The organism is Enterococcus sp. AZ071 (genome assembly GCF_050499065.1).
Taxonomy (GTDB): Bacteria; Bacillota; Bacilli; order Lactobacillales; family Enterococcaceae; genus Enterococcus_A; species Enterococcus_A ferrettii.
This window is the reverse complement of sequence record NZ_JBIPAS010000001.1, coordinates 1-18368: the sequence shown is the minus strand read 5'-3', so window position 1 is coordinate 18368 and position 18368 is coordinate 1. Positions and strand designations below refer to the sequence as shown.

The 18368-nt window shown below is 41.9% G+C and carries 18 protein-coding genes and 1 pseudogene; 5 read left to right on the top strand and 14 right to left on the bottom strand.

What is annotated here, in order from left to right:
* Window positions 1–12: 12 nt before the first annotated feature.
* The 3 genes from IGI49_RS00095 to IGI49_RS00085 form a co-directional block, all read right to left on the bottom strand.
* On the bottom strand, window positions 13–2766 hold the full coding sequence (locus IGI49_RS00095) for a helicase C-terminal domain-containing protein (RefSeq protein ID WP_429962933.1): 2754 nt from the start codon (window positions 2764–2766) through the stop codon (window positions 13–15).
* A gap of 401 nt (window positions 2767–3167) precedes the next feature.
* Window positions 3168–3368 (bottom strand): cold-shock protein, encoded by a 201-nt coding sequence (locus tag IGI49_RS00090; RefSeq protein WP_010755600.1) that lies wholly within the window; start codon window positions 3366–3368, stop codon window positions 3168–3170.
* 171 nt (window positions 3369–3539) lie between these two features.
* The gene (locus IGI49_RS00085; RefSeq protein WP_429962932.1) at window positions 3540–4661 is read right to left on the bottom strand and encodes a hypothetical protein; all 1122 of its coding nucleotides are present in this window, start codon (window positions 4659–4661) and stop codon (window positions 3540–3542) included.
* 543 nt (window positions 4662–5204) lie between these two features.
* Between IGI49_RS00085 and IGI49_RS00080 the strand changes: the two genes are divergently transcribed.
* Window positions 5205–5753: a PH domain-containing protein gene (locus tag IGI49_RS00080; RefSeq protein WP_429962931.1), complete on the top strand. Its 549-nt coding sequence runs from the start codon at window positions 5205–5207 to the stop codon at window positions 5751–5753.
* A gap of 49 nt (window positions 5754–5802) precedes the next feature.
* Here IGI49_RS00080 and IGI49_RS00075 read toward each other — a convergent pair whose 3' ends face one another.
* The 11 genes from IGI49_RS00075 to dnaX all read right to left on the bottom strand — a co-directional run bounded on the left by IGI49_RS00075 (window position 5803) and on the right by dnaX (window position 14682).
* A complete protein-coding gene (locus IGI49_RS00075) occupies window positions 5803–6144 on the bottom strand; it encodes a P-II family nitrogen regulator (protein WP_429962930.1) in 342 nt (113 codons plus the stop codon).
* Window positions 6145–6159: 15 nt separating this feature from the next.
* Window positions 6160–7374: an ammonium transporter gene (locus IGI49_RS00070; RefSeq protein WP_429962929.1), complete on the bottom strand. Its 1215-nt coding sequence runs from the start codon at window positions 7372–7374 to the stop codon at window positions 6160–6162.
* 211 nt (window positions 7375–7585) lie between these two features.
* Window positions 7586–8443: a 16S rRNA (cytidine(1402)-2'-O)-methyltransferase gene (gene rsmI / locus IGI49_RS00065; protein ID WP_429962928.1), complete on the bottom strand. Its 858-nt coding sequence runs from the start codon at window positions 8441–8443 to the stop codon at window positions 7586–7588.
* 51 nt (window positions 8444–8494) lie between these two features.
* The gene (locus IGI49_RS00060) at window positions 8495–8845 is read right to left on the bottom strand and encodes a DNA replication initiation control protein YabA (RefSeq protein WP_207705287.1); all 351 of its coding nucleotides are present in this window, start codon (window positions 8843–8845) and stop codon (window positions 8495–8497) included.
* Window positions 8838–9662: a PSP1 domain-containing protein gene (locus tag IGI49_RS00055; RefSeq protein WP_207705279.1), complete on the bottom strand. Its 825-nt coding sequence runs from the start codon at window positions 9660–9662 to the stop codon at window positions 8838–8840. The genes IGI49_RS00060 and IGI49_RS00055 overlap by 8 nt, the downstream gene beginning before the upstream one ends.
* Before the next feature lie 30 nt (window positions 9663–9692).
* Window positions 9693–10634: a DNA polymerase III subunit delta' gene (gene holB / locus IGI49_RS00050; RefSeq protein ID WP_207705280.1), complete on the bottom strand. Its 942-nt coding sequence runs from the start codon at window positions 10632–10634 to the stop codon at window positions 9693–9695.
* A 1-nt stretch (window position 10635) separates the two neighbouring features.
* Entirely contained in the window at window positions 10636–10965 is a 330-nt protein-coding gene (locus tag IGI49_RS00045) for a cyclic-di-AMP receptor (protein ID WP_207705281.1), read from the bottom strand.
* Window positions 10966–10978: 13 nt separating this feature from the next.
* Window positions 10979–11623: a dTMP kinase gene (gene tmk / locus IGI49_RS00040; protein WP_429962927.1), complete on the bottom strand. Its 645-nt coding sequence runs from the start codon at window positions 11621–11623 to the stop codon at window positions 10979–10981.
* A gap of 61 nt (window positions 11624–11684) precedes the next feature.
* Complete coding sequence (gene recR / locus IGI49_RS00035; protein WP_429962926.1) at window positions 11685–12281, bottom strand: recombination mediator RecR; 597 nt, start codon at window positions 12279–12281, stop codon at window positions 11685–11687.
* Between the two features lie 36 nt (window positions 12282–12317).
* Window positions 12318–12632: a YbaB/EbfC family nucleoid-associated protein gene (locus IGI49_RS00030; protein ID WP_429964943.1), complete on the bottom strand. Its 315-nt coding sequence runs from the start codon at window positions 12630–12632 to the stop codon at window positions 12318–12320.
* 313 nt (window positions 12633–12945) lie between these two features.
* Window positions 12946–14682: a DNA polymerase III subunit gamma/tau gene (dnaX, locus tag IGI49_RS00025; protein ID WP_429962925.1), complete on the bottom strand. Its 1737-nt coding sequence runs from the start codon at window positions 14680–14682 to the stop codon at window positions 12946–12948.
* Between the two features lie 183 nt (window positions 14683–14865).
* Here dnaX and IGI49_RS00020 point away from each other — a divergent pair, with 183 nt between their 5' ends.
* From IGI49_RS00020 to IGI49_RS00005, 4 genes and pseudogenes are all read left to right on the top strand, one after another.
* The gene (locus tag IGI49_RS00020; RefSeq protein WP_429962924.1) at window positions 14866–16092 is read left to right on the top strand and encodes an SPFH domain-containing protein; all 1227 of its coding nucleotides are present in this window, start codon (window positions 14866–14868) and stop codon (window positions 16090–16092) included.
* 11 nt (window positions 16093–16103) lie between these two features.
* Window positions 16104–17159: a TFIIB-type zinc ribbon-containing protein gene (locus tag IGI49_RS00015; protein ID WP_429962923.1), complete on the top strand. Its 1056-nt coding sequence runs from the start codon at window positions 16104–16106 to the stop codon at window positions 17157–17159.
* Window positions 17156–17962 (top strand): TPM domain-containing protein, encoded by an 807-nt coding sequence (locus tag IGI49_RS00010; protein WP_429962922.1) that lies wholly within the window; start codon window positions 17156–17158, stop codon window positions 17960–17962. Before IGI49_RS00015 ends, IGI49_RS00010 begins: the two co-directional genes overlap by 4 nt.
* Before the next feature lie 187 nt (window positions 17963–18149).
* A pseudogene (locus IGI49_RS00005) lies at window positions 18150–18368 on the top strand (serine hydrolase); the annotation flags it as partial.

Sequence of the window (18368 nt, the reverse complement as noted above, 5' to 3'; positions counted from 1 at the left end):
AATTCATCTTCCTCACTCATTCTCAGTAGTTTTCTCAGAATTTAAAAATTCGTGGGTCTTTTCAATAATTTCTGGCAGACTAGCTTCTTCGATTGGCAGTTCTTTTGGTAAAGCCTTACGCAGCCGTTGACCATAACCAGCGGTTAAAAAGCGGCGATCCAAAAGAATCATAACCCCTTTGTCCGTTTCAGAACGAATCAGGCGTCCTAAAGCTTGCCGCAATCTCAAAGCGGTATGAGGGACTGCTTCTTGGAAAAAGGGATTCACACCCTGTTCCTCTAAATAATCGTTACGGATTTTCACCAGCGGACGTCTCGGATTTTCAAATGGCAGTCTCGTAACTACCATAATTTGCAAGACTTCACCAGGCAAATCCACACCCTCCCAAAAGCTGTCAGCACCAAACAGCAAAGCGTCTTCTGAAAGCAAAAAGCGTTTCAGCAATTTTTCACGGCTGCCGCCAATCCCTTGAGCTAGTACTTCACGACCTTCGTTTAACAAAGGTACCTTCAGGTGGTGATACACCCGATTCAAAATTTCATGAGAAGTAAACAAAACCAAAATAGGTCGTTTCTCAGCTTCAGCTAAGCCACGAATGACCTCCGCTAAATACTGAGCATAACGCTCGGATGAAGACTCTTGAATCGCAATTCCCTCATCTGGCAGGAAAAGCCGAGCCTGTCTAGCATAATCGTACGGACTTGGAATCACTTTTAATGAAGCATCTGGAATACCCCAGCGTTTCGGAAAATACTGACGATCACTGCCAGATTTCAAGGTTCCGCCAATGTAAAGAATCTGCTCATAGCGTTCGTACCACTTTACTTCCGGCAGCAACGAAGCAGTCAAATCCTGAAAATGTAAGGTTTGGCCGCGATCATCCAGCCAATGTACGTAACGAGCCGCCCATTGTTCGCAAAAGGCTTCAAAGGCCTCTTGCTGCTGATGCAAATCTTCAAACCAGTCAATAAACGTATTCCAGCGTGTTTGCTGCAAAATCGTAAAGCTTTCTTTATGGTTCATAAAATAGTTCTGGCATTGATTGGCTAGGGTTAGAGCATCCTCATATAGTCGCTCCACTCGCTGAATCAAATGCTCTCCAGTTACCGACAAAGTATCCATTTGCTCTTTAGAAATAATCGTTGAATCATTCGTTGTCAGCTGCCCCAACTCCACATATAAATCCGTTAAATCTTCAATTAATTCTTCGGCGATATCTTCCAGCAGTTCAATGCCATGGGAAATCGCCTGGTCTTTCGCTGCTAAATCTTGCCATTGTTGAAAAGCTGCGGCCTCCTTTAAACGATTGATTTCTCGTTGAATGTCCAGTATACTCAGCTGACGAGTGCTGACCCGCTCCAATACCCTATTTAAATGATGTGCTTCATCAATGATCAAATACGGGCTGGCTGGAAGCTGAAAAGTCTTTCGCTGATTTTCCTGAGCTAAAAAGGCATGGTTAGTAATAATAATGTTGCTTTGTTTTAGCTTGGCTTGACGATGGCGCAGAAAGTCAACCTGATAGAAGGGATTATGAACAACCAAGGTATCTAGTCCTTGATGCCCTATTTCTTGCCAAAAGGTATGGCGCAGGCTGGTCATATTTAATTCATCAAAATCACCAGTTTCGGTTTGAGTTAGCCAAACCAGCACAGCCATTTGATAAAAGGCATGTTGTTTTTGTTCTGTTTCTTTCTGCAAGTTTTGGTAAAAACGAGCCAAGTCAATATAATGGCTGCTGCTTTTCATGACCACAGCTTGCAGCGGCTGATGCAGTAGCTGATTCAAAGCTGGCAAATCATGTACCAGCATCTGCTCTTGCAGCAACAATGAAACGGTACTGACAATCAGCGGTTTCTCTGGTGTTGCCAGATAACTCATAGGCAGCAAATAGCCCATGGTTTTCCCGAGACCTGTGGCTGCCTCTACCAAAACGTTCTTCTCAGTTTTCTTATTAAAAAAATCATAGACAAGATTCATCAGACGAGCCTGTTCTTTTCGAAAAACTAGTTGATCTTGATACAACCCCTCTTTGGCTTTCTTGGAACGAGGATAGGGCTTTTTCTCATAATAAGTTTCCTCATAGAGAGGGACTTTCTTTTTCTTCAGAGCCAAGCCGTGAACAATTTCCAGATTCGATGATAAAGGCGTAGGATGGTCCTTCATCTCCTCAGCCAGCTCGATTAAGTAATCTTGTGTTTGGAAAGCCATATGGTCAGATAAACGGATGATTTCCTCCACAGTCGCTAATGGCAGATTTTTGATCGTTTTTTCAATTTTTAACAATAATTGCGCCGTGACTTCTGCATCGCTGTCAGCTTGGTGAGGATTCTCATGGGTTAATTGAAATTCATGAGCTAAATCACTTAATCGAAAGCTTAAGGTTGTCGGGAAAAAGACTTGTGATAATTCAACAGTATCAATCCCAGGAATACGCAATTCAGGCATCCCGCAGCGGGCCAATTCATTACTTAAAAAGGGATAGTCAAAAAATATATTATGTGCGACAAAGATTGTGTCAGCTAACAGGTTATAAATAGTTAAGGCGACATCCTCAAAATAAGGGGCTTTACGAACACGCTGGTTAGTAAGGCCGGTTAGATGCTGGATCTGCTTTGAGATCTTTTGATCCGGGTTAATATCGGTGGCAAACCGACCGACGATCTTGCCAGCTTCTACCAGTACACACCCAAATTGAATAATTCGGTCGGTCTTTGGATCCGTCCCGGTAGTTTCGATATCAACAACCGCATAAGTTTTAGTCATACTGCCCCTCCTTCTTTAGCATTATAGCTGAATTTCAGTCTTTTTAACAACTTTCCAATTGAAGAAACAAATGAAAATTGAGAATTTCACATAAAAAATAGTGCCAGTTTAGAAACGAACACTATTCGTTGATTTATTTTGGTCATTTCACCAGCATGGTAATGATTGCTGGTGGAACATTGATAAACTCGGTTATCCATAGGCTTTAGCAAAGAATGTTTTACTAGTCCATGATTAAGACTGTCCTTTTTGTAGGCATTAACTTTTTACTTGTTCGATCATGAAGAAATCCAACTCTCGTAAATGCAGGTCTTATCTGGAAAAGCACTGTTGAAAGCTAGATATTTTACTACAAAAAAAGCCGAGTGCTGTTAGGCACTCGGCATAAATGTTGGTTTTAATTAAGCTTTTTCAACGTTTGTAGCTTGTGGCCCACGTTGTCCGTCTTCTACATCAAAAGTAACCGCTTGGCCTTCTTCTAATGTTTTGAATCCGTCGCCTTGGATAGCTGAGAAATGTACGAATACGTCGTTTCCGTTTTCAGCTGTGATAAAGCCATAACCTTTTTCTGCGTTAAACCATTTTACTGTACCTTGTTCCATGTTAAACATCCTCCTAGGATAAAAATTGATTTGTAATTGCTTGATTGGTGAATAAGGAAGATGTTGTTGGAAACAAGCTTACCATATATTACCGTACAAAAAACTACATTCATAACTATAACACAATTTGTTTGAAAACTCTACCATTAACCATCAAAAACGATTAATTTTTTAGAAGCGCAGGATTGCTAATAAGCTTTTTTCATCCGGTGCGTCCTTTTGATCTAGAACAAATACTTGTCCGCCATTCTTAATTACATGATCCACTGTTTCGTTTAATACTTGACGGCGATCGTATTCAGTATCAGGATCATCGCCAAAGCCAGGTGTCAAATTAGAGGTTGCGATAAACAGATGAGAAATCCGGCCTTCTTTTGCTGCTTGTACAATGTCTACCAATTGATCAATAAATTTCTTGTTCATCATGGTTTGGTAGCTGTCAGTTTCCTCAGCTGCTAGCTCAGCATTAATTTTTTCAGCACCCTTTTCAATATCACTTAAAGCTGCTTGTGCCGGGGATGCTGAAACGGCTGCCTTGTCTGAATAGAATTTATTTTTTGCTACTTTTTTGAATTGTGTTTGATTTTCTGGCAAGGCATAAAGATAAACTGGCAAGTTTTCTAGGTTATCGAACTCATTTTGCAGGAAACTATCCACAGCCTGGTAATAGTTTACCCAGTCAATCTCGACTTCTTCATCCTTGGCATTTACGCCATGGTAAGCCACGCCTTCCTTGGAACCTTGACCACTGCCTTGTGCAGAATAGTTTAGGTTGCCGCCAGTCAGTTCGTCACCAAGTGCTGTTACAACATCTACTGGTGCCCCTTTAGGTAATTCAACTTCCTTCACCGCTTTGTTTTTAACTGAATAAAGCTTCATAGAATCGCGATTCAACGCCATTAAATAGTAGGGATAGTTGAATTGTGTATTTTTGATAATTGCCAATAAATATGGCAGATCACTTACATAATATTGATTGTCTACTTCTATACTTAACCGATGAACATATAAATCTTCTGCAGTCATAATGATCGCAACACTTTTGCTTCCGCTGCGCCAGAAAGACTGATCGGCTAGTAGTCGTTCGATTTTTTCTTGGAATGGTGCAAAGCTTTGATCGGTATAGCGTTTTTCAAAACGCTGCTTCGCTTCTTTTGCAAAGTTCTTGAAAAGAAGTTGATCCTTTTCGACTTCTTGGTGTGCTACGTGCGTGTTTAACATGAATGTTATGAACGGACCGTTTGCTTCCTCTGAAGTCAGTTCAGCGAGTAATTTTTTACTGATGTTTGCCATAAATGAACCCCTCCTAATAAAATCTTACAAGCTCAGTTTAACACAGCTCCATCTTTACTTGAAATAATAAGTAGCGGGGCATTTTTCGCAGGATTTTATAAAAAGAGGAAAATAAATGAGCGGACAACCGTACTGCTCAGACTGTAACTAAATAAATGGACAAAGTACATCCAGTTAGATCTCGTTGGCTGATAAACTCTGTTTCTACTCCTAACTGAAAAAAAGAATATTCATTCGTTCCATTGAGCCCTTCTGAGCCCTTCTCCATCAATAATATAGTGGATGATGGAAAGTATCTAAGGCATTTCTAATAGATTTCTTAGCATTTCGATAAGCAAGTTTCATGATTTTTTGAAGCGTTTCCTTTATCATATAAGTATACCAATTATCCCGAATTGGTTTTTTCATACTTACTCCTACCAAGAGTAAATAACAACCTTCATTTCCACCATAGTGACGGCTATGGTGGTTTTTTTGTGATTGTTCCTCACTAGGTGTTTTGCTACAATGAGAGTAGCAGCTATCACCATGAGGAGGATACGCATGAGAACAGCAGAAGAAATGTACAATTATTGCAAGGACAAGAGCTATTTTTCCGGGTCTGACCGTAATTTTACTTTAAAGCTTTTTAACGTGATCGCAAATCACTTAGGCCAGGATGAGGATGTCGTGGTTTGCTTTATTGGCGTACATAACCGTAAATCACCGACTAAAGATGATGGATTTTATGGCTATGCCTTGACGAATCGTCGTTTTATGATGGGACAAAAGCGGTTGATTGGCGAGGATTTGAAGAGTATTTCGATAAGTAATTTACAAGATATGCAGTTGAAGATGGATTCTACTACAGCTACATTGACCATCTTTACTTCCGATAATCCAGTGACCATTATGTTGACCTCCCACGAAGCAGAGGATATCGCGAAAACTCTTAAGCACTATGCGAGAGAAGACACGGCACCGATTGAACAGGAAAAACCGCAGGGCACCTTAAGCAAAGCCGAGCAGCTATTGAAAATGAAAGAGCTGTTGGATGCCGGAATTCTTTCTGACGAAGAATTCGAACAAGTTAAAAAGGATATCTTACAATAAAAGCAAATACCCTAATGTATCAAGACACGTTAGGGCATTTGCTTTTTATTTAGATCGCTGCTTTACCAGATTCTCTAGTACGAATCCGAATTACTTCTTCAATTGGATAAACGAAGATTTTCCCATTGCCAAAATCCTCTGAGTGACAAAGATCAATAATCAAATCAATTACACTCTCTACTGCCTCATCGTCTAGGACAAAGCTGATATTAACTTTAGGTAATAAGGTAGTAATGACTTCTTGACCACGTACATACGACTTTTGCCCTTTTTGCGTTCCACAGCCTAGTACTTGGGTAACAGTCATACCGCTGATTTCAACTTCCCGATCAACGGCTGCTTTTAACTCTTCCAATTTTTCTTGACGGATAATTGCTTCTACTTTTTTCATACAGTTCCCTCCAAATTAAGAATCCAAGCCCATAAAAGTTGGGTAGGCATTTTCATCGTGTTCGATTTGATCCAAACCTACTGCTTCTTCGTGTTCTGATACACGAATCGGCATGATTGCTTTGATAAATGTAATAATCAAGAAGCTGGCAACTCCAGCAAAGACTAACGTAATTCCGATACTGGCAAGCTGTGCCAAGAATAGATCTACTGAGCCATAGATGAGTCCTGTTCTTCCACCTACAGCTGGATCAGCGAAAATTCCAGTTACAATTCCACCAAAGATTCCGCCTACACCATGACAACCAAAAGCATCCAAAGCATCGTCTAAGCCTAATTTCTGCTTAATGACTGCAATAAAGAAGTAGCAGAATGGGCTGACAAGAGCACCAATCAGAATACTCGACCATAGAGAAACAAAACCGGCACCTGGAGTGATGGCTACTAAACCAACGACTGCTCCGGTACAAGCACCAACAACAGTTGGCTTGCCATTCGCTAGTTTCTCAATCAGCATCCATGACAGCATCCCGCAAGCAGCAGCCGTATTGGTTGTCAACATCGCATGAATCGCTAAACCATCTGCTGCCAAAGCCGAACCACCATTGAAGCCGAACCAGCCAAACCATAAAAGAGCTGCTCCTAAAACGACAAATGGGACATTATGAGGACGATATTCCGTCAAATGGTATTCACGACGACGTCCTAGAACAACTGCTAATACCAAACCTGAAATGCCCGAGCTAATATGCACTACATTTCCACCAGCAAAATCAATTGATCCGATCTGATCTAAGAAGCCGCCGCCCCAAACCATATGTGCCATTGGGAAATAGACAATTGGCAGCCATAAAGCGATAAATAGAAAGATTGCAGAGAATTTCATTCTCCCAGCAACCGATCCCGTTAAAATTGCTGTAGTAATTAATGCAAACATCATTTGGAAGAATGCGAATAGACCTTCAGGTATCCCGTCACCCTCAGTCATGGATACACCATTGAAAAAGACTTTGTCTAAGTTTCCAATGAAGCTTCCTTCGCCGCTAAATGATAAAGAGTAACCGACTGCTACCCAAATCAGTGAGGCTAATCCCATTGTACAGATCACCATCATCATAGTGTTCAAAATATTTTTCCGTCGCTCCAACCCTCCATAAAAGAAAGCTAACGCAGGAGTCATTAGAAACACCATCGCCGAACAAACTAAAATAAATCCAATATTCCCTGTCATAACAAGCACCTCATCCTTTAATATGTTACATAGTCTAACATCATATCAAATAATTACCAGCGTTTTGCCACCTTTTTTTCATTTTTTTCTAATTTAGTGACTATCTACGTTAGATTTCCTTACATCAAGATTCAAACTTGTGGATCACTTATGACAGTTGATCGGATAATTGCACTGAATGAAGCAAAAAAAAGACCGGATCTCTCCGATCTTACAATTCATGAAATTCCTTGTATACTTCCTGTTTCTTCAGCTGATTACGCTTAGCTACTTCCTTGATCGCTTCTTTAGAAGAAAGTCCCTCTTCCACCAGATGCTCAACTTGCTCCTTTAAGCTGCCCTCCGGAATTTCTTCTTCTAGTACTTCCGAAGCTCCTGCTATCAGCAAGCAGCATTCTCCTTTTAAAGGATGCTCCGCTAAATAATTGATCACTTCCTGCATACTTCCACGAATGTATTCCTCATACAGCTTGGTCAGCTCCCGACAGATTACCACTTGCCGATTCCCTAAAACCTGCTCTGCATTCTTCAATGTTTCCTTCACCCGATGCGGCGATTCATAAAAAATCATGGTACTTGTCTGATTTTTCAACTGCTCCAGCTCTTTTTTCTGTTGACTCTTCTTCCGTTGCAGAAAGCCATAAAAATAAAAAGGCTGTGGGGACAACCCCGATGCAATCAAAGCAGTCATTCCAGCGGTTGCTCCTGGTAAAGAAACCACGGGAATATCTTCTGCAATACAGGCTGCTACCAGCTCTTGACCAGGGTCACTAATTGAAGGCATGCCGGCATCACTTACTTGGGCAATCATCTGTCCCTTTTTTAATAATGTAATCAGCTCGGGAATCCGTTCGCGATAATTGTGCTCGTGAAAACTTTTCTGCGGGACTTTAATCTCAAAGTGATTCAACAATTTTTGCGTATTCCGCGTATCTTCACTGGCAATTAAATCTGCTGATTGCAACGTCTTCACACTGCGAAAGGTCATATCCTCCAGATTGCCAATCGGTGTCGGAACAAGGTATAGGGTGCCGCTGCCGTGATTGCCATAGCTTCTTTGAATATTCACTCATTCGTCCTCCTTGTCTCATTGAAAAAACCGGAACGAATTGTCCCGGTTTCATTTCCCTTGTTTGCTCTCACGATAGATGACATCCAAACAAAAAGCACAAGGCTCGTCATATTCTCGTCTAGAACCATATAGCAGGTTGCAGACGTGGAAACCATCCTCATAGATTTTTTCCAGATTCATGCGAGAACGTGACAGTTCTTGTCGTTCATCGGTTACTGGAGAGGCTTTTTGATTCATTTCACGAACTCGTTCTCTTAATCGTTCGTTTTCCATTTCCAAAGTGGCATTCTTTTCGATTAATTCTAACAAGGCTTCCTTCATCTCGGCAAGCTCGGTTACATTATGCTGCATTTCTTGCTCTAATCGGTTCAGCCCGTCATAAAGTGAACGTCTATCCATCATTACTATCACCTGCTTTTGCTGCCTGCAGCTCACTGTAATCATACTCAATAGCGGTTTCCCGTCCAGGCAGACGAACTTTAATTACGCGACTCAGTAAGTTTAGGCCCACTACCCGACCCTTACCGTCTGGCGTCTGCACTTCTTTTCCATAGTCTGGCAATTCCCGTTTCGCCGCTTCATATTCATTGTTTTCATACTTCAAGCAGCACATTAAGCGGCCGCACAAGCCTGAAATTTTGGTTGGGTTTAAGGACAAGCCTTGATCTTTAGCCATTTTAATCGACACTGGAATAAAATCTCCCAAGAAGGTCGAACAGCACAACGGTCGGCCGCATGGACCAATCCCGCCTAGAATTTTCGCCTCATCACGAACACCAATCTGACGAAGTTCTATCCGGGTGCGGAACACCGAAGCCAGATCCTTCACCAATTCACGAAAATCTACTCGACCATCCGCAGTGAAATAGAAGATCATTTTGCTGCGATCAAAGGTATACTCCACTTGGATCAGCTTCATTTCCAGTTCGTGATCACGGATTTTTTCTTTGGCTACTTTAAAGGCTGCTTGTGCATCGCGTTCGTTCTCTGACGCTTTTTGCAGTTCCTTTTCCGAAGCTTTATGCAAAATTGTTTTCAAATCATCAGATAAATCACTGGAGTCCATATCTAGCTTAGGGACGGCTACAGTGGCGATCTGATGCGCTTGCTGTGATTCAACTAATACTTTTTCATTGTAATAGTATTCGTTTTTGCCTGGTGCATAATAGTAAATATGTCCAGCTTCGCGAAAACGGACACCGACAACTTCAACCATTGGTCTCCCTACTCTCTGTAAAAAATAACATTAAGCAAAAATGACATGCAATGTTATTTGTTCTGCAATATTTTGAAAGGATACATTGGCCTCTAGTTTCTGATTCGCAAGTAAAATTTCTTCTAACAGATGGTTGTAGAAAGCGACTGTCTGTTGATTTTGCTGAAGCATTTGGTCACGTTTTTCCTTCACGTAAAATGCTAGCATTTCAAAGGCTGTCCGCTGCTGCATCTTGTCCTTGAAAACTTTTACTAGTTTTTTTTGTACATAAATAAAGGCCTGCGGGTCCTGTTTTTCAAGGTAACTATACCATTGAATAACAGTATCCTTAGATTCATTAAACCATTCATCCTTTGATATTTCAACTGCTTTTGTATAACTATTTGTTAAATTCGTCAAGAGTTTCGCTGATTTGAGAGGGATGTGTGCTTCTTTTTCCAACTGTTCGACTAATTTAGCTGTCGACAATGCTTGAAAATGAATAATTTGACAACGAGAACGAATGGTCGGTAGGATCTTGCCGATGGCTTGTGTTTCCAAAATAATCATAAAATTCGCTGGCGGTTCTTCCAGAAATTTCAGTAAACTATTGGCAGAATTAGTGTTCATTTTTTCTGCTTCATGAATTAATACAACCTTTTTAGCTGATTCAAAGCCGCTTTTTCCCAGCTCTGTCTGCAGCTGTCGAATTTGTTCTACCTTGATTGTTTGGCCATCTGGTGCTACTTCCACCACATCGGGATGTTCATGATTGCCGATACGTAAACAATTGTTACATTCTTCACACGGCATTCCGTCTCTTAAGGATAGACAGAACAGGTGCTTAGTAAACCATATGGCCATTTCAGCTTTTCCTGTTCCCAAATCCCCTTCAAAAAGATAAGCATGGGCTAAACGACCATGCTTAAAACTGTTCTGTAATTGACGGAAGACAACCGGTTGAAGTTGTTGGAGTTTCTCTGCTTCTGTCATCTTAATATTGATGGAACCCTTCTACCGGCATAATGAACACGGTGGCTCCGCCAACTTCCACTTCCACTGGATAAGGTACTTGACCGTCCAATGAAATATCTAGCGTAACAGGTGTTGTTACGTATTGTGTACGAGACTGGCAAGTTTCCTTGATTAATTCAAGAGCTTCTTCTACCCGCTCGTCTTCAATCCCTACGATGAAGGTGCTGTTGCCTGCCTTTAAAAATCCGCCAGTAGAAGAAAGCTTTGTCGCACGGATATTGGCGTCGATAAATTCATTTGCTAAACGGTTGGAGTCCTTGTCTTGGACAATGGCCATAATTAATTTCATTTTCTACACCTCTCTAGTTTTGAAAATACTTAGGGTAACGGGAGATTAATTCGTAAAAACAATCCTCCACGACTAATTCTAGACGTTTCCTAGCGTCGATTTTGATAATTCGTTCAGAATGCTCATCCGCCAATTTTAAATAAGCGTGACGAACCCGCTGATGGAATTGCAGCCCCTCTGCATCCAGCCGATCAATTTGATTTTTCCGGCTGCTCATAATGCGCTGTAGGCCAGTATCAGAATCAACATCTAAGTAAAGAGTGATATCGGGAACAGTTCCTTCAATGGCAAATTCATTAATTTGAGCTACTTCTCGCATCCCAATTCCACGACCTGCTCCTTGATAAGCCAACGAGCTGTCAACAAAACGGTCACACAGCACGACTTTTCCTTGCTCTAAGGCAGGCCAAATCTTTTCAATTAGATGCTGTCTGCGGGCTGCTGCATAAAGCAGTGCTTCTGTCCGATCATCCATTCGATCATTTTTAGGGTCCAAAATCACTTGACGAATCTTTTCAGCAATCGGAATCCCACCAGGTTCTCTGGTTTTTACGATATCCTTGGTAGCGACCTGTTGCAAGCGAGGAAACAATTCCTCAATCACGCTTGTCTTGCCAGCGCCATCTGGACCTTCAATAGTAATAAATAAGCCGTTCACTCTTCATTTGCCTCCATTAGTTCTATTCTCATTGTACACAAAAACGTCGTGAAAGAAAAACCTAGAGTTCACGACGTCCTTCCACCGCTTTTAGCAAAGTCACTTCATCTGCATATTCAATGTCACTGCCAACGGACAATCCATGAGCCAAACGCGTTACTTTTATTCCTGCGGGCTTGATCAGCCGCGACAAGTAGATGGCCGTTGCTTCACCTTCCGTCGTTGCGTTGGTGGCAATAATGACTTCTTTTACTTCATCGTCATGCAGACGTTTAATCAATGGTGCAACATTAATATCTTCTGGACCTGTTCCCTCCACCGGTGACAGAACTCCGTGAAGCACATGATACAGGCCATGGTAATCACGAACCTTCTCCAAAGCCATTACATCTTTGGGCTCCTCTACGACTAAGATCGTGCTGCGATCACGCGTAGTATCCCGGCATATTTCGCAAGGGTCCTCTTCTGTGATATTGCCGCATATACTGCAAAAATGCAGATCCCGCTTCACACTGATAAGTGAGCGGGCAAAGTCATTTACGGTTTCGTCTTTCATATCAATGGTAAAGAAAGCTAGGCGCGTAGCCGTTTTCTGTCCGATTCCCGGCAGCTTCATATAGCTTTCGATCAATTTTGCTATTGGTTCAGGGTATTGCATGGCCTACTTCCTTTCAACCGATTAACCGAAAAGCAATTACATCCCAGGCAGTCCTTTGGTGTATTTGCCCATTGTTGCTTCGGTTTCTTCACTTATTTTTGTTAGCGCATCGTTTACAGCCAAGATAATCATATCTTGCAGCATATCTGGATCTTCTGGATCGATTAATTCAGAATTGATTTCCACTGTTCTCATCGTTTTATCACCAGTGAAAACAACTTTTACTAAATCATTAGTAGCAGCACCGAAAAATTCTTTTTTATCCAATTCTTCCTGAGCCTTTACCATTTCCTTTTGCATTTTTTGCATTTGTTTCATCATACCTTGCATATTTCCCATTCCACGCATCATATTAGCCACATCTCTTTCTCTTTTATGAATTAATTTTTCTATGAAAAATTAGTCTGTTTTTCATTTCGAATACCATTCTGCTAAATTACTTTAGCCTTGTAAAGCTTTACTTTGAGGTTCTTCTTTTCTACTCGACTACACTGCGAAAAGCAGAACTGGCATCTCTTTCTTTTTTATGAATTAATTTTTCGTTTCGAATACCTATTTCTATTATTATAGCTCACTTTAGACGTTGATAATCTAAAATTGCTTGAAGCTATCTTGTTACTCTTTTTTGGTCTACATTTCTTTACTGACAAGCAGAACGGATCGATCAATCTTCTTGAATAGTAACTAAATCTCCGAAAAGACTTTTTGCCTGTTCAACGACCTGGTTTTCTTCTGGAATTAGTTCGATTTCTCCCTCATCCTCTGCGTCGCTGACTTCTGGCTTCATGTCTTTGTGCTGACTGACATATGATTGGCGTAACCGAGGCCAGCTTTCTCTGGTTATAAAGACAAACTCTGGTGAATAATCTTTAATCATCAAACCTAGAGAGTTTTGCATGTTGGTGCGTAGTTCTTCATTACCATCTGCTCGTTGACAAACAATCTCATAATCAAAAGCTAACAGCAGGAGACTGGGACCCGCTGCAACTGGTTCACTGGCCTTAAGCAGTGCCCGTTGAGTTACAGGTAATGCCATTAACAAATCTTCCCACACACCACGGATTCCTTGAAGATGATCCTTGGTCGCCTCTGAAAGTACTTGATAGACCCGTTCAGTCGGAATCCGATACGTACTGCTGTTTTTCTTCGGTGCTCTTGCCTTAGGTTCTTCAGCTTTCCCAGGAGCAGCTGGTCGATCCTTCAGCTGTTTGACTTCTGTTTGCAGCTGAACAATTTGCCGTTTTAGCTCCACAATATCCTCATTGTCAACCGGAGTACCAACTTTTTCACCGCTACCACTACTGACAGCCGGAGCTGTATTGGTTGGCGGTGCCGCCAATTTCACAGTAGCAACCTCTAGATAAACATTGGCATGATTGGTGAAACGAATCTCATTTTGAGTTTCACTTAAAATTTTAATCATCCAGTAGAAGCGATCCGCTGCTGTCTTTTCCGCCAATTCTTTGAAGGTGTCAGTTAAGTTAGCTCGTTCGTTTAGCAATTGTGGGGCTTGCTGATACATTAGCAAGTCTCGGCAATACAGCAGTAAATCCTCCGTCAAACGACGTGCTTCTTTACCTTCTGCCAAAATATTTTCCAACACCTCTAAAGCTGCACTGACATTTTGTTCTAGACATGCGGAAATAAACGCATCCATCATTTCGGTGGTTAAACTGCCGGTAACTGCTAGAGCATCGGCTAACGTAATTGTCTCATCACTAAAGGAGATCGCCTGATCCAGAATGCTCAAAGCATCCCGCATCCCACCTTCAGCAGCGCGAGCAATTACTGATAGTGCTTGCTCTTCATAAGTCTGGTTACTAGCTTCTAAAATGTGCTGCATTCGACCAACAATCGCTTGCACGCTGATCCGTTTGAAATCAAAACGCTGGGTTCGGGAAATGATCGTCGCCGGAATTTTGTGGGGTTCAGTTGTCGCTAAAATAAAAATTACATGCTCTTTAGGTTCCTCTAAGGTTTTCAACAAAGCGTTGAAAGCCCCTGTAGAAAGCATATGTACTTCATCAATAATATATACTTTGTATTCAGCAGTCGTTGGTGCATAGTTTGCTCGATCTCGAATGAAACGGATTTCTTCTACACCGTTGTTGCTGGCCGCATCAATTTCAATCACATCTTCTTGACGTCCTTCGGTAATCGAACGGCACATTTCACATTCATTACATGGTTCACCGTCGACACTGTTGGGACAATTGATGGCTTTGGCAAAGATTTTTGCAGCACTGGTTTTCCCGGTTCCTCTCGGTCCGGTAAACAAATATGCATGAGAGGTCTTTTTTTGTTTAATTGCGTTTTTCAGCGTTTTCGTAATCGCCTCTTGTCCAACCACATCGTCAAAACGCTGCGAACGCCAGACACGATATAGTGCTTGATATGCCATAGTCACCCTCTTTTCTTTTGAGCCCTGCTTTAAAATCACCGCCTTTTATTATACGTGATTTTGAAAAAAAATACTACATTAAAACTGATTGCTTAGCGAGTTCTTAAACTTGAAAAAACCTTGTTTCTGCGCACTATGTCCTCTGTGATATAATAAAAAAAGATATCTTAAGGAGGCTATTTTATGGGATTAATTAAAGCAGCAACAAGCACAATTGGCGGCGGCTTAGCTGACCATTGGCTAGAGGTCATCGAACCTGCCAATATGGGTCAGACCACAGTCATGACTAAAGGCGTTGCCGTTCGTCGGGATGATCGGCGGGGCTCAAATAAAAAAGGAACCAAAGACGTTATCACGGACGGTTCAGTGGTTCACGTTTACCCTAATATGATGATGCTTTTGGTTGACGGCGGCAAGGTAATCGACTTTACCGCTGAAGAAGGCTATTACACAGTGAAAAATGATTCTGCTCCGTCTATGTTCCAAGGTTCACTGAAGGAGGCTATCTCCGAAACCTTTGATCGCTTTAAATATGGCGGTGTGACTCCTCAAAAACAACAGGTTTATTACATTAATTTACAGGAAATCAAGGGAATCAAATTTGGTACGCCGACACCTTTGAATTACTTTGATAATTTCTACAACGCAGAGCTGTTTTTAAGAGCTCATGGTACCTATTCTGTTCAGATTACTGATCCGATTTTATTCTTTGCCAATGCGGTACCACGCAATCTGGAGCAGGTGGACATTTCAGATATTAATGAACAATACCTGCAAGAATTTCTTACTGCTTTGCAAGCAACAATTAACCAGCTGTCTGCTAACGGCGAGCGCATTTCCTATGTTCCATCGAAAAGTATGGAGCTGAGCAAATACATGTCTGATATCTTGGACGACAGCTGGCGGGAACTTCGCGGGATGGAAATTGTCGCTGTAGCAGTTGCCAGCATTTCTTATACTGATGACTCAACCGAGCTGATTAACATGCGCAATAAAGGCGCGATGCTGGGTGATCCAGGAATTCGTGAAGGGTATGTGCAAGGTTCAGTCGCTCGTGGGATGGAGGCAGCCGGCAGCAACGACTCAGGGGCTGGCAACGCCTTTTTCGGAATGGGTATGGGTATGAATACGGGTGGCTCTTACCTTTCTCAGGCTTCAGAAACCAATCAGCAGCAAGCACAGCAAAAGCAAGCCCAAGGCGAGACTTGGACCTGTCCAAAATGTGGAACTGAAAACACAGGGAAATTCTGCAGCAATTGTGGCGAACCAAAACCTTCTCAGCAATCTGCTTCAGCACCAAAAATTGAAATGAAATGCAGCGAATGCGGGGAAGTCGTTGATTTAAGCAATGGCGTGCCGAAGTTCTGTCCTCATTGCGGCAAACCCTTCAAGGGAATTCCGCTGGATTAAGGAGGAGACTTATGGCCGATGTATTAACACATCATTGTCCCAACTGTGGCGGTCCCCTGACCTTTAACCCGGACGATCAAAAATTCCACTGCGACTATTGCTTGAGTATTTTTACTACTGCAGATATTGAGACCTTTGAAGCAAAGCATCCAGCTGAATCCGCGATTTCTGCAGAGGAAAAGGCCGAAACAGATGCGATGGACTTATTCAATTGTCCCAGCTGTGGGGCTGAAATCGTCACTGATACGACTACGGCGGCAACCTATTGCTATTTTTGCCATAATCCGGTGATCTTAGCTGGACGTTTAGCTGGAGACCTCTTACCTAATAAAGTTCTGCCTTTTCAAATTGATCGCAAAAAAGCTGAAGAACAGTTTTTGGCTTGGACAAAGAAAAAGTGGTTTATCCCAAAAGACTTTTTCAACAAGTCGCAAATTGAAAAGCTGACTGGTGTTTACTTTCCCTACTGGGTGGTGGATGCCCAAACGCGGGGAGAATACAGCGGTAAAGGTACTTCTGTGCGCGTTTGGGTAGCCGGAGATATTGAATACACTGAGACCAAAATCTATCAGGTTTATCGCAAGGGAAAGGCAACCATCAATAACTTGGTAAAAAACGCATTGACTAAAAATATTCAGCAGAAAATGGTGGAGGCGGTTCAGCCCTTTCCGATTGATCAGGCAGTTGATTTCCATACTGAATATCTTTCTGGTTTTCAAGCGGAGAAACGGGATATTGAAATTGCAGATATTGCTGCCGGATTGCAGCAGGAACTGCAATCTTACACGAATGATCTTTTGCGAGATACGGTTTCCGGTTATACAACCTTTAATAAAACCGGCAGCTCAGCAGCGATTAATCGGCAAAGCAATCATTACATGCTGCTGCCGGTTTGGCTAGTGACGTATCAAGGTACCAACGACAAAGTTTATTATTACGCGATGAATGGTCGAACCGGGAAAGTCAGCGGTATTTTGCCTATTAGCTATAAACGTTTAGGCTGGTTTTCATTAGGAATTTTCTTCATCACAGCGATCATCATGTTGATTGTGGGGTATTCAGTATGAGAAAACTTATATGGTTATTCGGTCTTTTACTAGTATTTGTCCCGATGAACTCTTTTGCAGCCAGTGATACAGTAACTGACGAAGCAGCTCTTTTCACTCCTGAACAGCAAACTGAGCTGGCAGGCTTGGCTGATACACTGAACGAGAAAATGGAGGGTCAAACCTTTGTATTAACTACTAATTCCAATACAGAGGATCCGCAGCTATTTGCCAACCAGCAACTAAAAGCACGAGTTAGTGAAGGCGGAAACGGCGCATTGTTGCTGCTGGATATGGGGCAGCGGCAGCTTTATCTCACGTATTCCGGCAATATGATTGATTATATTACCGATCGAAGACGCGATAAAATCCTAGATGCTGTCGAAGAAGCCATGCGTGATGGAAACTATTATCAAGCAGCCGCAAGCTACTTTACGATGGCCAGCGATTATGTTGATGCTGGCATCCCAAGCAATCACTACCAAGTCAATGGTGAAACTGGTGAAGTCACTGTCCAGCGTTCTCTAACTGAAACAGATGTAATAACAGCAGTCGTAGTGGGATTAATTGCAGCAATAGCCTTCTTTATTGTTGTTCGCATGCGTTACCAGCTGAAAATGGGAACGTACCGTTATCCTTATCGAGAACAATCGAGACTTGAATTAGAAGAGCGCCAAGACCAGCTGGTGAATTCCTTTGTCACCACTCGTCGAATTCCTAAGCCCTCTAATAATAATAGTGGAGGCGGCGGTTTCGGAGGCGGCGGCAGCACTACGAACTCTAGCGGCGGTGGGACCTTTGGCGGAGGCGGCCGTAGTTTTTAACAAATTTTGTTATTTTATAGCCATTAACAGGAATCAAATAAAACTGATTCCTGTTAATTATAGGTATTTTTGTAACGAAATAAGTAAAGACTTTCTTTCTTAATCCCGCTTAAAGGCCGGGAACACTTGAATTCATCAGCATACTTTGCTAGAATTTTAGGGTTAAGAGAAAAAAAGGAGATTATTGATGCAAAATAAAAGAAAAATTCCCTTGCTTTTTGTAATTTTAGGTCTTTTTTTACAATTGTTCGCAGCGATTCCGGCACAAGCAGCCGATGATTTTACGATTAAAGCTGAGGCAGCCTTTGCCATTGATGCTGATTCGGGCAAAATTTTTTACGACCAAAACGGTAGCACTCCATTAGCAATTGCGTCTGTCACCAAAATGATCACTGCCTACTTAGTA

Bases quoted from the DNA above. Each gene is read 5' to 3' on its own strand.
- IGI49_RS00095 (WP_429962933.1), bottom strand. From the start codon at position 2,766: ATGACTAAAACTTATGCGGTTGTTGATATCGAAACTACCGGGACGGAT.
- IGI49_RS00090 (WP_010755600.1), bottom strand. From the start codon at position 3,368: ATGGAACAAGGTACAGTAAAATGGTTTAACGCAGAAAAAGGTTATGGC.
- IGI49_RS00085 (WP_429962932.1), bottom strand. From the start codon at position 4,661: ATGGCAAACATCAGTAAAAAATTACTCGCTGAACTGACTTCAGAGGAA.
- IGI49_RS00080 (WP_429962931.1), top strand. From the start codon at position 5,205: ATGAGAACAGCAGAAGAAATGTACAATTATTGCAAGGACAAGAGCTAT.
- IGI49_RS00075 (WP_429962930.1), bottom strand. From the start codon at position 6,144: ATGAAAAAAGTAGAAGCAATTATCCGTCAAGAAAAATTGGAAGAGTTA.
- IGI49_RS00070 (WP_429962929.1), bottom strand. From the start codon at position 7,374: ATGACAGGGAATATTGGATTTATTTTAGTTTGTTCGGCGATGGTGTTT.
- IGI49_RS00060 (WP_207705287.1), bottom strand. From the start codon at position 8,845: ATGGATAGACGTTCACTTTATGACGGGCTGAACCGATTAGAGCAAGAA.
- IGI49_RS00055 (WP_207705279.1), bottom strand. From the start codon at position 9,662: ATGGTTGAAGTTGTCGGTGTCCGTTTTCGCGAAGCTGGACATATTTAC.
- holB (WP_207705280.1), bottom strand. From the start codon at position 10,634: ATGACAGAAGCAGAGAAACTCCAACAACTTCAACCGGTTGTCTTCCGT.
- IGI49_RS00045 (WP_207705281.1), bottom strand. From the start codon at position 10,965: ATGAAATTAATTATGGCCATTGTCCAAGACAAGGACTCCAACCGTTTA.
- recR (WP_429962926.1), bottom strand. From the start codon at position 12,281: ATGCAATACCCTGAACCAATAGCAAAATTGATCGAAAGCTATATGAAG.
- IGI49_RS00030 (WP_429964943.1), bottom strand. From the start codon at position 12,632: ATGATGCGTGGAATGGGAAATATGCAAGGTATGATGAAACAAATGCAA.
- dnaX (WP_429962925.1), bottom strand. From the start codon at position 14,682: ATGGCATATCAAGCACTATATCGTGTCTGGCGTTCGCAGCGTTTTGAC.
- IGI49_RS00020 (WP_429962924.1), top strand. From the start codon at position 14,866: ATGGGATTAATTAAAGCAGCAACAAGCACAATTGGCGGCGGCTTAGCT.
- IGI49_RS00015 (WP_429962923.1), top strand. From the start codon at position 16,104: ATGGCCGATGTATTAACACATCATTGTCCCAACTGTGGCGGTCCCCTG.
- IGI49_RS00010 (WP_429962922.1), top strand. From the start codon at position 17,156: ATGAGAAAACTTATATGGTTATTCGGTCTTTTACTAGTATTTGTCCCG.